This window comes from Micromonospora sp. WMMD735, assembly GCF_049178995.1.
GTDB classification, from domain to species: Bacteria; Actinomycetota; Actinomycetes; order Mycobacteriales; family Micromonosporaceae; genus Micromonospora; species Micromonospora wenchangensis.
Window position 1 is genome coordinate 3,622,596 of the sequence record NZ_JBMHMJ010000002.1, and the last position, 13,164, is coordinate 3,635,759.

10 protein-coding genes and 1 pseudogene are annotated in these 13,164 nt (G+C 72.5%); 6 read left to right on the plus strand and 5 right to left on the minus strand.

Going from position 1 to position 13,164, the window contains the following annotated elements; translation table 11 throughout:
• Positions 1-7 precede the first annotated feature (7 nt).
• Positions 8-832, plus strand: coding sequence for a class F sortase (locus tag ACN268_RS15320; RefSeq protein ID WP_421486903.1), 825 nt, complete (start codon positions 8-10; stop codon positions 830-832).
• 131 nt (positions 833-963) lie between these two features.
• On the opposite strand, the gene ACN268_RS15325 is transcribed toward ACN268_RS15320, so the two are convergent.
• On the minus strand, positions 964-1,509 hold the full coding sequence (locus tag ACN268_RS15325) for an HNH endonuclease (RefSeq protein ID WP_088646592.1): 546 nt from the start codon (positions 1,507-1,509) through the stop codon (positions 964-966).
• 376 nt (positions 1,510-1,885) lie between these two features.
• On the opposite strand from ACN268_RS15325, the pseudogene ACN268_RS15330 reads away from it, so the two are divergent.
• The 3 genes and pseudogenes from ACN268_RS15330 to ACN268_RS15340 all read left to right on the plus strand — a co-directional run.
• Positions 1,886-2,821, plus strand: a pseudogene (locus ACN268_RS15330) (mechanosensitive ion channel family protein); the annotation flags it as partial.
• A 511-nt stretch (positions 2,822-3,332) separates the two neighbouring features.
• Positions 3,333-4,700, plus strand: coding sequence for an MFS transporter (locus tag ACN268_RS15335; protein ID WP_421483777.1), 1,368 nt, complete (start codon positions 3,333-3,335; stop codon positions 4,698-4,700).
• Between the two features lie 51 nt (positions 4,701-4,751).
• The gene (locus tag ACN268_RS15340) at positions 4,752-5,174 is read left to right on the plus strand and encodes a globin (protein WP_421483778.1); all 423 of its coding nucleotides are present in this window, start codon (positions 4,752-4,754) and stop codon (positions 5,172-5,174) included.
• Between the two features lie 39 nt (positions 5,175-5,213).
• Here the strand turns inward: ACN268_RS15340 and ACN268_RS15345 are convergent, their stop codons facing one another.
• From ACN268_RS15345 to ettA, 4 genes are all read right to left on the minus strand, one after another.
• On the minus strand, positions 5,214-5,795 hold the full coding sequence (locus tag ACN268_RS15345) for a YbjN domain-containing protein (protein ID WP_421483779.1): 582 nt from the start codon (positions 5,793-5,795) through the stop codon (positions 5,214-5,216).
• Positions 5,796-5,926: 131 nt separating this feature from the next.
• Positions 5,927-6,622: a hypothetical protein gene (locus ACN268_RS15350; RefSeq protein WP_421483780.1), complete on the minus strand. Its 696-nt coding sequence runs from the start codon at positions 6,620-6,622 to the stop codon at positions 5,927-5,929.
• Positions 6,619-7,065: an acyl-CoA thioesterase gene (locus tag ACN268_RS15355; protein WP_421483781.1), complete on the minus strand. Its 447-nt coding sequence runs from the start codon at positions 7,063-7,065 to the stop codon at positions 6,619-6,621. The genes ACN268_RS15350 and ACN268_RS15355 overlap by 4 nt, the downstream gene beginning before the upstream one ends.
• Positions 7,066-7,067: 2 nt before the next feature.
• Positions 7,068-8,744, minus strand: coding sequence for an energy-dependent translational throttle protein EttA (gene ettA, locus ACN268_RS15360; RefSeq protein ID WP_421483782.1), 1,677 nt, complete (start codon positions 8,742-8,744; stop codon positions 7,068-7,070).
• A 342-nt stretch (positions 8,745-9,086) separates the two neighbouring features.
• Between ettA and ACN268_RS15365 the strand changes: the two genes are divergently transcribed.
• On the plus strand, positions 9,087-10,487 hold the full coding sequence (locus ACN268_RS15365; RefSeq protein ID WP_088646585.1) for an alpha,alpha-trehalose-phosphate synthase (UDP-forming): 1,401 nt from the start codon (positions 9,087-9,089) through the stop codon (positions 10,485-10,487).
• A gap of 41 nt (positions 10,488-10,528) precedes the next feature.
• On the plus strand, positions 10,529-13,090 hold the full coding sequence (gene otsB / locus ACN268_RS15370; RefSeq protein ID WP_421486904.1) for a trehalose-phosphatase: 2,562 nt from the start codon (positions 10,529-10,531) through the stop codon (positions 13,088-13,090).
• The last annotated feature ends 74 nt before the right edge of the window (positions 13,091-13,164 follow it).

Consider the following 13,164-nt stretch of genomic DNA (forward strand, 5'->3'; position numbering starts at 1 on the left):
CCACCGGTTGCGGGCGGCGGCCCGGCGTACGGTCCGGGTCGCCGCCGGCAGCCGGCGCGCCGCCCACCGGATCGCCGCCCGCACCCGCCGCGCCGCCTGGCGTTTCCGCCGGGTCGCCGGCCAGGCCTTCTCCGCCAGCGTGACCACCGCCGACCCGGTCACCCAGGCCCGTCCGGTACGCCCGGTGCCCCGGGTGCCGGCGTTCGGCGGCCGGTTCGCCGGGTCCGGGCCGGGCCTGCCGGTGCTGGCGATCGCCGCGGTGATGCTGCTGATCGTGGCGATGCTCGGGGTGGAGCGGGTCACCGGGCTCAGCGTCCTGCCGGACCGGTTCGTCGCCGGCCTGCGCCCGCCGCCGAAGCGGTTCCCGGTGCTGTCGGGCAGCCCGCCGACCCAGATCGCCATCTCCCGGATCGACGTGCGGGCCCCGGTGCACCAGGTCGGCATCGCCCCGGACGGCAGCATCGACGTCCCGGCCGCCGCCCGCGCCCAGGAGGCCGGCTGGTACGACCAGGGCCCCACGCCCGGCCAGTACGGCCCGGCGGTGATCGTCGGGCACGTGGACACCACCACCGGCCCGGCGGTCTTCCACGGGCTGCGGGAACTGCGCGACGGCGACGAGATCGAGGTGACCCGCGCCGATCACCGGGTGGCCGTCTTCGAGGTCGACCAGGTGCAGCGGTACGGCAAGGAACGGTTGCCGGTCGACGAGATCTTCGGCGACTTCAGCCGCCCCAACCTGCGGCTGATCACCTGCGGTGGACGCTGGGTCGGCGGCGGGACCGGCTACGCCGACAACGTCGTGGTGTACGCCACCCTGGTCCGGGCCCGCTGACCCCTGTCCGGAGCCGACCCGTGCGGTCGTTGCGGCCCCGGGCGCACCCGCCGGCGACGCGGCGGTCAGGCGGTCTCGACTTCGCGCGGCGGCGGCTCGGCCGGCCCCCGCTCAGGCGGCTCGGCCCCCGGTCAGGCGGCCTCGGCCTCGCGCAGCGGCTCCCGCAGGTCGAGCCAGTCCGCCCAGCGTGGGTCGGGCGCGCGGTGGCCGAGCACCCGCCAGGCGGTGCCCTTCGGGGCCGCCGGCAGGCAGTGCAGCCGCCAGCCCAGCTCGGCCGGCGTCTTGTCGCCCTTGGTGTGGTTGCACCGGGCGCACGCGGCGACCACGTTCTCCCAGGCGTGCCGGCCCCCACGGCTGCGCGGGAAGACGTGGTCGATGGTCTCGGCCGGGCCCCGGCAGTAGGCGCAGCGGTTGCCGTCACGGGCGAAGATCGCCCGGCGGGAGAGCCCGACGTGGGTGCGGTAGGGCACCCGGACGAACCGGGTCAGCCGCACCACCGAGGGGACGGGAAGCGCGTCGTGGGCGCTGTGCAGGATGCCGTCGCCGTCGGCGACGCAGACGGCCTTGGCGGAGAGCACCAGGATCGCGGCGCGACGCACGGACACGACACACAGCGGCTCGTAGGTGGCGTTGAGGACCAGCGCGCCGGAGCCCACCGTGGGTCGTATGTCAGGCATCGTGCTCACCCTCCCGGTCCAGCCGCTCCCACCGCTGGCAGCGCCGGCCGATCCCCGGGCAGCCGAGGGCCACGACCGACTCCGGCGGGATCACCGTCGTCCGTTGACGCCAATCGTCCCTGATCGGACCCCGTAATGCACGCACTAATCCGGGGTACCCGCGGAACCCTCCGCACGATGTAGGAAGATGTCCGGTTCGGTGCCGTACGATCACGGGCCCGGGACTCCCCGGTGGGCCGGCCGTCGGCCCTCTCGTCCGCTGCGGTACTAAGACAGGGTGAGCGTCCTCAGCCTGTCGACCGTCGTCCTGTCCGCCGCACCGAGCCCGGCCCCGAGTGGCAGCCCGGATGCCGGGGGCGGCTCGGGTGCCGACTGTCTGGGCAGCACCTCCTGCGAGTACCTCTACCGGGTGACCGGGTCGGCCTGGTTCGCCGAGGGCAGCTACTGGATCCTGCTCAAGCCGCTGCGGGTCGTGCTGATCCTGCTGCTGGCGTTCGTGGCCCGCTGGGCGCTGCACCGGACGATCAACCGGCTGGTCCGGACCACCACCGACGGGGCGGTGCCCACCCTGCTGCGTCCGCTGCGCGAGCGGGTGCCCACCGCCACCCTCGACCCGACCGAGTTCGTCCCCGAGCGGCGTCGCCAGCGCGCCGAGGCGATCGGCTCGGTGCTGCGCAGCATGGTCACCGCGTTCGTCTTCGGCATCGCGCTGCTGATGATCCTGCGCGAGTTCAGCTTTGACCTGGCCCCGCTGCTGGCCAGCGCCGGCATCGCCGGGGTGGCGCTCGGTTTCGGCGCGCAGAGTCTGGTGAAGGACCTGATCGCCGGGCTGTTCATGCTGATCGAGGACCAGTACGGCGTCGGCGACACGGTCGACCTGGGCGAGGCGACCGGGGTGGTCGAGTCGGTGGGGCTGCGGGTCACCACGGTCCGCGACGGTCGCGGGGTGCTCTGGTACATCCGCAACGGCGAGATCATCCGGGTGGGCAACAAGAGCCAGGGTTGGGCGTTGGTCGTCGTCGACCTGCCGATCGGGTTCGCCGGCACCGAGGAGGCCAACGCGGTGCTGCGGACGGCAGCCGCCTCGGTGGCGGTGGACCCGGAGCTGTCCGCCGACATCGTCGAGCCGCCCGAGGTGCTCGGGGTGGAGCAGATGACCGTCGACGGCGCGGTGATCCGGACGGTGGTCAAGACCACGGCGGACGGCCAGTTCGCGGTCGGCCGGGAGCTGCGTCGCCGGCTCGCCGAGGCGTTGGAGAACTCCGGCATCACCGCGCGGATCGCGGCGGCCCGGCTCTATCCGGGGCTGCCGCCGGTAGGCATGGCCACCGGCACCGCCGCCCCGACTGCCACCGGCACCGCCGCCCCGTCGGCCACCGGCACCGCCGCCACCTCCGGCCTGTCGGGCCCGACCGCCCCGTCGACCGCCGGCACCGCCGCCGCCGGCCCGGCGGCTACGACGGGTCCGGCCACCCCGACGGGTACGAACGATCCGACGGACACGAACTGTCCGACGGCCCCGGGGACCCCGGCGGGCACCGGCGGCACCGGCGCCGGGCGGGGCGGGGGTAACTGAAACCGCAGCTCACCACCTGTCCGATGCGGCCCGATGGTCGGGGCTCGCGCGCCGGGCGGCCCCTCCGGTATCGTCCGTTCGTTCAGTCGGGGATGCGACGATCAATCCGTTCGCCCTAGTCAGTTGTCAGACGATCGGGCAGAATCCGGTGCACGCGTTCCCGGGAGCGTGATCACGTCATCGCTGATCCGCGAATCTGACGACGGGGCCCCGCCGGGCCATCACAAGTGGCCGGTGCCGGGGCACGATGGAGGCGACGGTGTCCGACCAGCGACCCGCCCCGGACCGGCCGGCCACCTTCCGCGAGGTGTTCGGGCAGGGGGAGTTCCGGGCGGTCTTCGCCGCCAGTGTCCTGTCCTGGGTGGGCGACTACGTCGCCAAGGCCGCCGTCACCGTGCTGGTCTACCAGGAGAGCCGCTCCGTCGCCCTGTCTGCCGCCGCGTTCGCGGTCAGCTACCTGCCGTGGCTGGTCGGCGGTCCGCTGCTCGCCGCGCTCGCCGAGCGGTACCGGCACCGGCGGGTGATGGTGACCTGCGACGTCATCCGGATGCTGCTGACCGTCCTGATCGTGCTGCCCGGCCTGCCGGTCTGGGCGATCCTCGCGTTGCTCTTCGCCGCCACCCTGGCCAACCCGCCGAGCCAGGCGGCCCGCTCGGCGTTGCTGCCGGCGATCCTCACCGGCGACCGGCTGGTGCTCGGGCTGTCGCTCAACGCCAGCGCCAGCCAGGCCGCGCAGGTGGTCGGCTACCTGGCCGGGGCGGCGGTCGCCGCGGTCAGCCCGACGGCGGCGCTGCTGCTCAACGCGGCCACCTTCGGGCTGTCCGCCCTGTTCGTCCAGCTCGGCGTGCACGACCGGGAGCCGACGCTGAGCGCGGCGCACCGGACCCACCTGCTGCGGGAGACCGGGGAGGGGTTCCGGATCGTCTTCGGCACCCCCGTGCTGCGGGCGATCAGCCTGCTGGTGTTCAGCGCCATGCTCTTCTCGATCGTCCCGGAGGGACTGGCCGCCGCGTGGGCCGGTGAACGCTCCGGCAACGGTCTGGACTCGGGTGCCGCCCAGGCCGTCATCATGGCGGCCAACCCGGTCGGGTACATCGTCGGCGGCCTGCTGGTCGGCCGGCTGGTGTCGCCCGCCGGCCGGCTCACCCTGATGCGACCGCTGGCGGTGCTCGCCCCGCTGGCCCTGGTGCCCGCGCTGCTGAACCCGCCCCCCGTGGTGGTCGCCCTGCTCGCGGCGGCCTGCGGCTTCGCGGTCGCCGGTCTGATCCCGACGGCGAACGGTCTGTTCGTCCGGGCCCTGCCCAACGGCTACCGGGCCCGTGCCTTCGGCGTGATGGCCACCGGCATCCAGGTGATCCAGGGTGGTGCGGTGCTGGTCACCGGCATGCTCGCCGACCGCTTCTCGGTGCCGGTGGTGGTCGGGGTGTGGAGCGCCGCCGGGGTGCTGCTGATGCTGGTCACCGCGCTGCGCTGGCCGGACCGGGCCACCGTCGACGCCGCCGTGAAGGCCGCCGACCTGGCCAACGCCGGCACCGGGCCCCCGGCGGGCGACCGGCCCGGTTCGGCGTCGCCCCGGCCCGGACAGCGGACCTCTCGGCGGCACGCTGTGATGTGATCGGCCGGTGGGCGGCGACCGTGGCGTCGCCGTACCTGGCAGGATGGAACGGTGGATTCCGTAGGCGACCTCCGGCCCGTTCCGTCGACGACCTTCTTCGACGCGGTCGGTGGTGAGCCCACCTTCCGGCGGCTGGTCGACCGGTTCTACGCCGGCATCGCCGACGATCCGCTGCTGCGCCCGATGTACCCGGAGGACGACCTCGGGCCGGCCACCGAGCGGATGACGCTGTTCCTGATGCAGTACTGGGGCGGCCCGAACACCTATTCGGCCCAGCGGGGGCATCCCCGGCTGCGGATGCGGCACGCGCCGTTCCGGATCGGCGCGGCCGAGCGGGACGCCTGGCTGCACCACATGCGCCGGGCGGTGGACGACCTGGACCTGCCGCCGGACCTCGCGGCGACCCTCTGGGACTACCTGGAGCGGTCGGCCTACTTCATGGTCAACGTGATGGAGGACCCGGCCGCCGGCTGACCCCACCGCCGCCACGGCGCGGGCGGCGCGTCGGGCGGCTCAGAGCAGGGCACCCTCGTCGTGCAGCCAGTCGACGAAGGTGGTCGCCACGGCCGCGCCGCAGTCGAGCATCTCCACCAGCAGCGCGTCGTGCGCCCCGGCGCCGAGCGGCACCTGCAACTCGGCGTAGATGGGCAACTGGCCGCGCTCGGTCGGGTCGCCGATGTACGCCTTGCAGAACCGGCGGGTGTGGTTCCACTCGTTGACCACCCGGTAGGCCCGGTCGGCCCAGTCCGGCGGGACGGTGGCGTGCGGGCGGGCCCGCATCACCAGGATCTCGTCCTCGGGGCCTTCGAGGGTCACCAGCACCGCGTGCCGTTCCCACATGGCCAGCAGGTTGCCGTCACCGTCGGCCAGGTATCGCACGTCGAGCAGGTCGAGCGCGTCGCACACCCGGGCCAGGGTGACCGGGGCCACGGAGGCCGGCCGGTCGGTCACGACGGGCCGCTCGGTGCCGGGGCAGTCCTCCGCCGGCTGCCGGGGCGGCGGTGGCCCCACCCGGATGCTGTCCACCGAGACTCCGCTTCGAGTTTCCGGTTCGCCGCCAGCGGCGGGACCAGGGCGCCATGACCACCACGGCATCGCTCGCGCACCTCACTCCCCAGCGGATCCAATCGCCTACGGTGCGTTGGATCCGAGGATGGACGGTACCCGGACAGCCGGGTTGAGGCACCCCCCCAACGGCAGCCCCAGCCCGGAAGAATGAGCCGGGGTCATACTTTCGGCTGATCCCGCGCCGGACGAATTGCGAGATCGGAAACTTTCCGCGACCAGGCGGCTCCGTATGGTCCCACCAGACCGACCCACCGGCCGGCCACCCGGACCTGGACCTCCCCCGCCGCGGTGACCTCGGCCGGGCCGAGGAACCCCATCCGGACCAGCCCCTGCACCAGCCGTTGGGTGATCTCCACCGGGTCGGCCGGATCGGCGTCGGGAGTGACGGTCACCGCCACGTGGTCGAGCAGCGCGTCCCGCAGTACCCGCTGGCCCACCGCGCGCCCGCGTACCCCCTCGGTGGCGGCGGTGCGCAGGGTGCCCGCCGCGGCCTCGGCGATGCGCCGCAGCTCGGCGGCGGGCAGCACCTCGACCGGGCGGCTCACCACCGGGGGCAGCGGCCACCGCCACCGCTCGTCGCGGCCGGGCGGCAGCGCGGTGTCGGCGTCGGCCAGCCGGGCCAGCAGCTCGGCCGCTTCCACGGTGACGTCGGCCGGGGCGGCCCCGGCCACCGTCCGGACCACCAGCACGTCCCACGGCAGCCGGGCCCAGAGCGCGGTACGGCCGACGCCGGGCAGCGGGCGTAGCCGGACCACCGTGGCCGGGTCGAGGCGGACCAGCCGGGCCAGGAAGGCCCCCGCGTCGTCCGCCCCCACCAACCCGTGCTCCGGCCGGACGGTGGCGCCGCCGTTCACGCCGCTCCGCCGGTCGGGGCCCACGACTCCAGGAAGGCCCGTTCGTCGTCGCTGATCCGCCGGGGTCGCTTCTCCACCAGATCGAACGGGACCAGCACCGAGCGGGCGGTGCTGGCCAGCACGTCACCGTCGTACAGCTCGTAGGCGACGGTGAACGAGGCGGCCCGGATGCGTTCCACCCACAGTTCGATCCGGACCGTCGGCGCGGCCTGGGCGGTGGCCCGGCCGAGCGCGTAGTCGACCGGGCGCAGGTAGTCGACCTCGTGCCGGCGGATGACGACCCCGTCGGCGAACGAGCCGACCCCCCACGCCTTGCCACCGGCGAACATCAACGCCACCCGCGCCTCCTCGTACAGGGTGAGGAAGCGCGAGTTGTTGACGTGGCCGTACGCGTCCAGGTCGGACCAGCGCAGGGTGCAGTGGTAGACGAAACGGTCCGCCATGCTCAGTCGCGGGTCAGCTTGCGGTAGGTCACCCGGTGCGGCCGGGCCGCCTCCGCCCCGAGCCGGTCGATCTTGTTCTTCTCGTACGCGTCGAAGTTGCCCTCGAACCAGAACCACTTCGCCGGGTTCTCGTCGTCGCCCTCCCAGGCCAGGATGTGGGTGGCGACCCGGTCGAGGAACATCCGGTCGTGGGAGATGACCACGGCGCAGCCGGGGAACTCCAGCAGCGCGTTCTCCAGGCTGGACAGCGTCTCGACGTCGAGGTCGTTGGTCGGCTCGTCGAGCAGGATGACGTTGCCGCCGATCTTGAGGGTCAGCGCCAGGTTGAGCCGGTTGCGCTCGCCACCGGAGAGCACCTTGGTCGGCTTCTGCTGGTCCGGCCCCTTGAAGCCGAACGCCGCGATGTACGCCCGGGACGGCATCTCGACCTTGCCCACCATCAGGTAGTCGAGACCGTCCGAGACGACCTCCCAGACGGTCTTGTCGCCGTTGAGGCCCTCCCGGTTCTGGTCGACGTACGACAGCGAGACGGTGGGGCCGACCCGGACCTCGCCGCCGGTCGGCTGCTCCAACCCGACGATGGTCTTGAACAGGGTGGTCTTGCCGACGCCGTTCGGGCCGATGATGCCGACGATGCCGTTGCGCGGCAGCGAGAACGACAGGTCGTCGATGAGCAGCCGGTCGCCGAAGCCCTTGCTGAGGTGGTTGGCCTCGATGACCGTGCTGCCCAGGCGCGGGCCCGGCGGGATCTGGATCTCCTCGAAGTCCAGCTTGCGGGTCTTCTCCGCCTCGGCGGCCATCTCGTCGTAGCGGTCGAGCCGGGCCTTGGACTTGGTCTGCCGGGCCTTGGCGTTGGAGCGGACCCACTCCAGCTCCTCGGTGAGGCGCTTCTTCATCTTGGCGTCGCGGCGGCCCTCGACGGCCAGCCGGGCGGCCTTCTTCTCCAGGTAGGTGGAGTAGTTGCCCTCGTACGGGTACGTCCGGCCGCGGTCCAGCTCCAGGATCCAGTTGGCCACGTTGTCGAGGAAGTACCGGTCGTGGGTGATCGCCATGACGGTGCCGGCGTACTTGGCCAGGTGCTGCTCCAGCCAGGAGACGCTCTCCGCGTCCAGGTGGTTGGTGGGCTCGTCGAGCAGCAGCAGGTCGGGCGCCTCCAGCAGCAGCTTGCACAGGGCCACCCGGCGGCGCTCCCCACCGGAGAGCTGGGTGACGTCGGCGTCCGGCGGCGGGCAGCGCAGCGCGTCCATGGCCAGTTCGAGCTTGGAGTCGATGTCCCAGGCGTCGAGGTGGTCCAGCTCCTCCTGGAGCCTGCCCATCTCCTCCATCAGCTCGTCGGAGTAGTCGGTGGCCATCTGTTCGGCGATGGCGTTGAACCGCTCCAGCTTGGTCTTGGTCTCGGCGACCGCCTCCTCGACGTTGCCGAGCACGGTCTTCGCGTCGTTGAGCGGGGGCTCCTGGGCGAGCATCCCGACGGTGTAGCCGGGCATCAGCCGGGCCTCGCCGTTGCTCGGCTTGTCCAGCCCTGCCATGATCTTGAGGAGGCTGGACTTACCGGCGCCGTTCGGGCCGACCACACCGATCTTGGCCCCCGGCAGGAAGTTCAGCGTCACGTTGTCGAGCACGACCTTGTCGCCGTGCGCCTTGCGCGCCTTTTCCAGGACGTAGATGAACTGGGCCACGGTGCGGGGTACCTCCGTCGGTTACTGTCGCGCGTCGGTTACGGTCGCGGGCTCGCGGGTGCGTCGGCGCGGGCTCCGACCTCCACCCGCCGCCGGCCGGGAGCCGGCCACGCGCACGCCGTCGTCAATCCTGACAGGTACGGCCGGCCGCGCCCACATCACCCCGCCCGGTCCGGTCCACGCCGGGTCCGCCACCGCTGAGCTGGTGATGTTGACAAGATCACGGTACGGGTTCAGCGGCCGTGGGACGGGTAGGTAAGTCCGGCACGGGGTCCCAGACGCCGCAGCTACGCTCAGTACGCTCATCGCGGTGGACCCGTCAGCACCCGGAGGTGGCCGATCGTGACCGTCCGTAGCTCCTTTGTCGTTGTGGCCAACCGACTGCCGGTCGACGAGGTGAGCACACCCGAGGGACGACAGTGGCGGCGCAGCCCAGGCGGGCTGGTCACCGCGCTGCACCCCGTCCTCGCCGAGCACCGGGGCACCTGGGTCGGCTGGGCCGGTGGCACCGGCGCCGCCCCGGAGCCGTTCGATCTGGAGGGCATCCGGCTGCACCCGGTGCCGTTGAGCGCCGAGGAGTTGGAACGTTACTACGAGGGCCAGTCCAACGCGACCATCTGGCCGCTCTATCACGACGCGGTCGAGACCCCCGCCTACAAGCGCCGCTGGCGGGAGGCGTACCGGCTGGTCAACGCCAGGTTCGCGGAGGCGGCGGCGGACGTCGCGGCCGAGGGCGCGACCGTCTGGGTGCAGGACTACCAGCTCCAGCTCGTCCCGGCGATGCTGCGCGAGCTGCGGCCGGATCTGAAGATCGGCTTCTTCCTGCACATCCCGTTCCCGCCGATCGAGCTGTTCATGCAGATGCCGTTCCGCACCGAGATCCTGCGCGGTCTGCTCGGCAGCGACCTGGTCGGCTTCCAGCAGCGGCTGGCCGCGCAGAACTTCGTCCGGCTGGCCCGGCACCTGCTCGGGCTGCGCTACGAGGGGCAGATGATCCAGGTCGACGGGCGGCAGGTGAAGGCCGGCGCGTTCCCGATCTCCATCGAGACCAAGGAGATGGAGCGGCTGGCCGAGGACCCGGCGATCCAGGCCCGGGCCAAGCAGATCCGCGAGGAGCTGGGCAACCCGAAGACGATCATCCTGGGCGTCGACCGGCTGGACTACACGAAGGGCATCGAACTTCGACTCAAGGCCTTCCGGGAACTCCTTGCTGACGGAAAGTTGACAGTTCCGGACGCGGTTATGGTGCAGGTGGCCACCCCCAGCCGGGAGCGCGTGGAGCACTACCAGGCACTTCGGGTCAAGGTGGAACGCGAGGTTGGTCGGATTAACGGCGAATTCGGCAGGGTCGGCGTGCCGGCGGTGCATTATCTGCATCAGTCGTACAGTCGCAGCGAACTGGCCGCGATGTACGTCGCGGCCGACGTGATGATGGTGACCCCGCTGCGAGACGGAATGAACCTGGTGGCCAAGGAGTACGTCGCATCGCGCGCCGACCAGGGCGGTGCGCTCGTGCTCAGTGAGTTCGCCGGCGCCGCCACCGAGCTGCGCCAGGCGTTCCTGTGCAATCCGCACGACCCCGACGCCGTCAAGGACGCCCTCCTGCGGGCTGTACACGTAGAGAAGCCGGAGGCCCGTCGACGCATGCGGATCATGCAACGTCATCTGCGCACCCACGATGTGGGGCACTGGGCGAAGTCCTTTCTGACCGAGTTGGGCGCACCGGGGACGGAGGCCGAGTGAACGCCCCCACCGCCGAGATCATCACCCCCGCCGCCGGGACGATGGACCCGGAACTGCTCGCCGCGATCGGACGCATCGCCCGCGTACCACAGCTCCTGGTCGCCTGCGACTACGACGGCACCCTCGCGCCGATCGTGGAGGACCCGAGCAAGGCCGTGCCGCTGCCCGAGTCGGTCGCCGCCGTCCGGGCGCTGGCCTCGCTGCCGCAGACCACCGTCGCGGTGGTCTCCGGACGGGCGCTGCGCGACCTGGCCGCGTTGTCCCGGCTGCCCAACGAGATCCACCTCGTCGGCAGCCACGGCTCCGAGTTCGACATCGGCTTCGTCGAGCGGCTCTCCCCCGAGCTGGTCGCCGTGCGCACCCGGCTGCGCGACGCGCTGCGCGAGATCGCCCAGTCCCACCCGGGGGTCCGGCTGGAACGCAAGCCGGCCAGCGTCGCGGTGCACACCCGCGGGGTCGACCCGCAGGTCGCCGCCGCCGCCGTCGAGGCCGTCCGCAACGGGCCGGCGACGTGGGACGACGTCACCGTCACCCAGGGCAAGGAGGTCATCGAGCTGTCGGTGGTCGCCACCCACAAGGGCACCGCGGTCGACCAGCTCCGCACCCAGCTCTCGGCCAGCGCGGTGCTCTTCATCGGCGACGACGTCACCGACGAGAACGCCTTCGGCACCCTGCGCGGCCCCGACCTGGGCATCAAGATCGGCCCCGGGGACACCCAGGCGCACCACCGGGTGGCCGAGCCGATCGAGGCGGCCCGCGCGCTGGGCCTGCTGCTGGAGACCCGCCGGCACTGGCTCTTCGGCGAGCGGGCGGTGCCGATCGAACGGCACTCGATGCTGGCCAACGGGCGTACCGTCGCGCTGCTCACCCCCGAGGCCAAGGTGAGCTGGCTCTGCCACCCCAAGCCCGACTCGGCGGCGATCTTCGCCGACCTGGTCGGCGGCAGCCCGGCCGGGCACTTCACCGTCGGCCCGGAGCGCGGCGGCATCCCGCTGGGCCAGCGCTACCGCAACGGCACGATGACCGTGGAGACCCGCTGGTCGGGGCTCACCGTCACCGACTGGCTGGACCTGCCGGCCCGGGAGACCACCCCGGACGGTCCGGCCGTCATCACCGGCGACTCCACGCTGGTCCGGGTGCTCACCGGCTCCGGCCGGGCCCGGATCGAGTTCGCCCCGCGCCCGGAGTTCGGTCAGGTCGCCACCCAGCTCCAGCCGATGGACAACGGCCTGCTGGTGCTCGGCTCCAACGAGCCGGTCGCGCTCTACTCCCCCGGGGTGGCCTGGCAGGTCCGCAACGACGGCGGGTACGAGACCGCGCACGCCGTGGTCGACCTCTCCGCCACCGGCGGCCAGGTGGTGCTGGAGCTGCGCTTCGGCACGCACAGCCTGGAGGACCACGCGGTCGCCATCCACGACCGGCAGGCCAGCGCCGAGCAGCCCTGGAAGGAGTGGGTGGCCTCACTGCGGCTGCCCGCCACCGCCCGGGACCTGGTCGCCCGCAGCGCGCTCACCCTGCGTGGGCTCTGCCACGAGGCGACCGGCTCGATCCTGGCGGCGGCGACCACCTCGTTGCCGGAGGAGCTGGGCGGCGTCCGCAACTGGGACTACCGGTACTGCTGGCTGCGGGACGCGGCGATGACCGCGCGGGCCCTGGTCGACCTCGGCTCGATCGAGGAGGCCGAGGCGCTGCTGCGCTGGGTGGACGGCTGCATCGAGCGCACCGGCGGGCACCCCGAGCGGCTGCACCCGCTCTACACGGTCGACGGCTACGAGCTGGGTGCCGAGGCGGTCATCGACACCCTGCCCGGGTACGCCGGCTCCCGGCCGGTCCGGGTCGGCAACCTCGCCAACCACCAGCTCCAGCTCGACGTGTTCGGCCCGATCGCCGACCTGATCGCGGCCGTCGCCGACGCCCGCGGTTCGGTGCGCGACGACGAGTGGCGGGTGCTGGACAACATGGTCGAGGCGGTCCGCCGCCGCTGGCACGAGCCCGACCACGGCATCTGGGAGGCCCGCCTCCCACCCCGGCACCACATCTTCTCCAAGGTGATGTGCTGGATGACCGTCGACCGGGCCCTGCACGTCGTGCGTCAGCACGGTGGCGAGGACAAGCCGGAGTGGGTCGAGCTGCGCGACCGGATCGGCGCCAACGTGCTGGAGAACGGCTGGCACGAGGAGGTCGAGGCGTACAGCGTCGCGTACGGCGACGAGGACATGGACGCCTCCTCGCTCTGGATCGGGCTGTCCGGCCTGCTCCCGGGCGACGACCCGCGTTTCCTCTCCACCGTGCTCAAGATCGAGGCGGATCTGCGCAGCGGCCCGGTCGTCTATCGGTACCACTGGGACGACGGGCTGCCGGGCCGGGAGGGTGGCTTCCACATCTGCACGGCGTGGCTGATCGAGGCGTACCTGCGCACCGGTCGGCGTACCGACGCCGAGGAGCTGTTCGCCCAGATGGTCGACACCGCCGGCCCGACCGGGTTGCTCCCCGAGCAGTACGACCCGCTGGCCGAGCGCGGGCTGGGCAACCACCCGCAGGCGTACAGCCACCTCGGGCTGATCCGTTGCGCCCTGCTGCTGGACAACATGCTCAAGCAGTAGCTCGACTCCAGTTGGGCCGATGTAGCGGTATCCGCGACACGGGATACCGCTACATCGGCCCACAAGGGGTGGAT

What these genes read in the sequence shown, in the direction of transcription:
- otsB (WP_421486904.1), top strand. Translation starts at nt 10,529, where the DNA reads ATGGACCCGGAACTGCTCGCCGCGATCGGACGCATCGCCCGCGTACCA.
- ACN268_RS15355 (WP_421483781.1), bottom strand. Translation starts at nt 7,065, where the DNA reads ATGGCGGACCGTTTCGTCTACCACTGCACCCTGCGCTGGTCCGACCTG.
- ACN268_RS15345 (WP_421483779.1), bottom strand. Translation starts at nt 5,795, where the DNA reads ATGCCGTGGTGGTCATGGCGCCCTGGTCCCGCCGCTGGCGGCGAACCG.
- ACN268_RS15335 (WP_421483777.1), top strand. Translation starts at nt 3,333, where the DNA reads ATGGAGGCGACGGTGTCCGACCAGCGACCCGCCCCGGACCGGCCGGCC.
- ACN268_RS15325 (WP_088646592.1), bottom strand. Translation starts at nt 1,509, where the DNA reads ATGCCTGACATACGACCCACGGTGGGCTCCGGCGCGCTGGTCCTCAAC.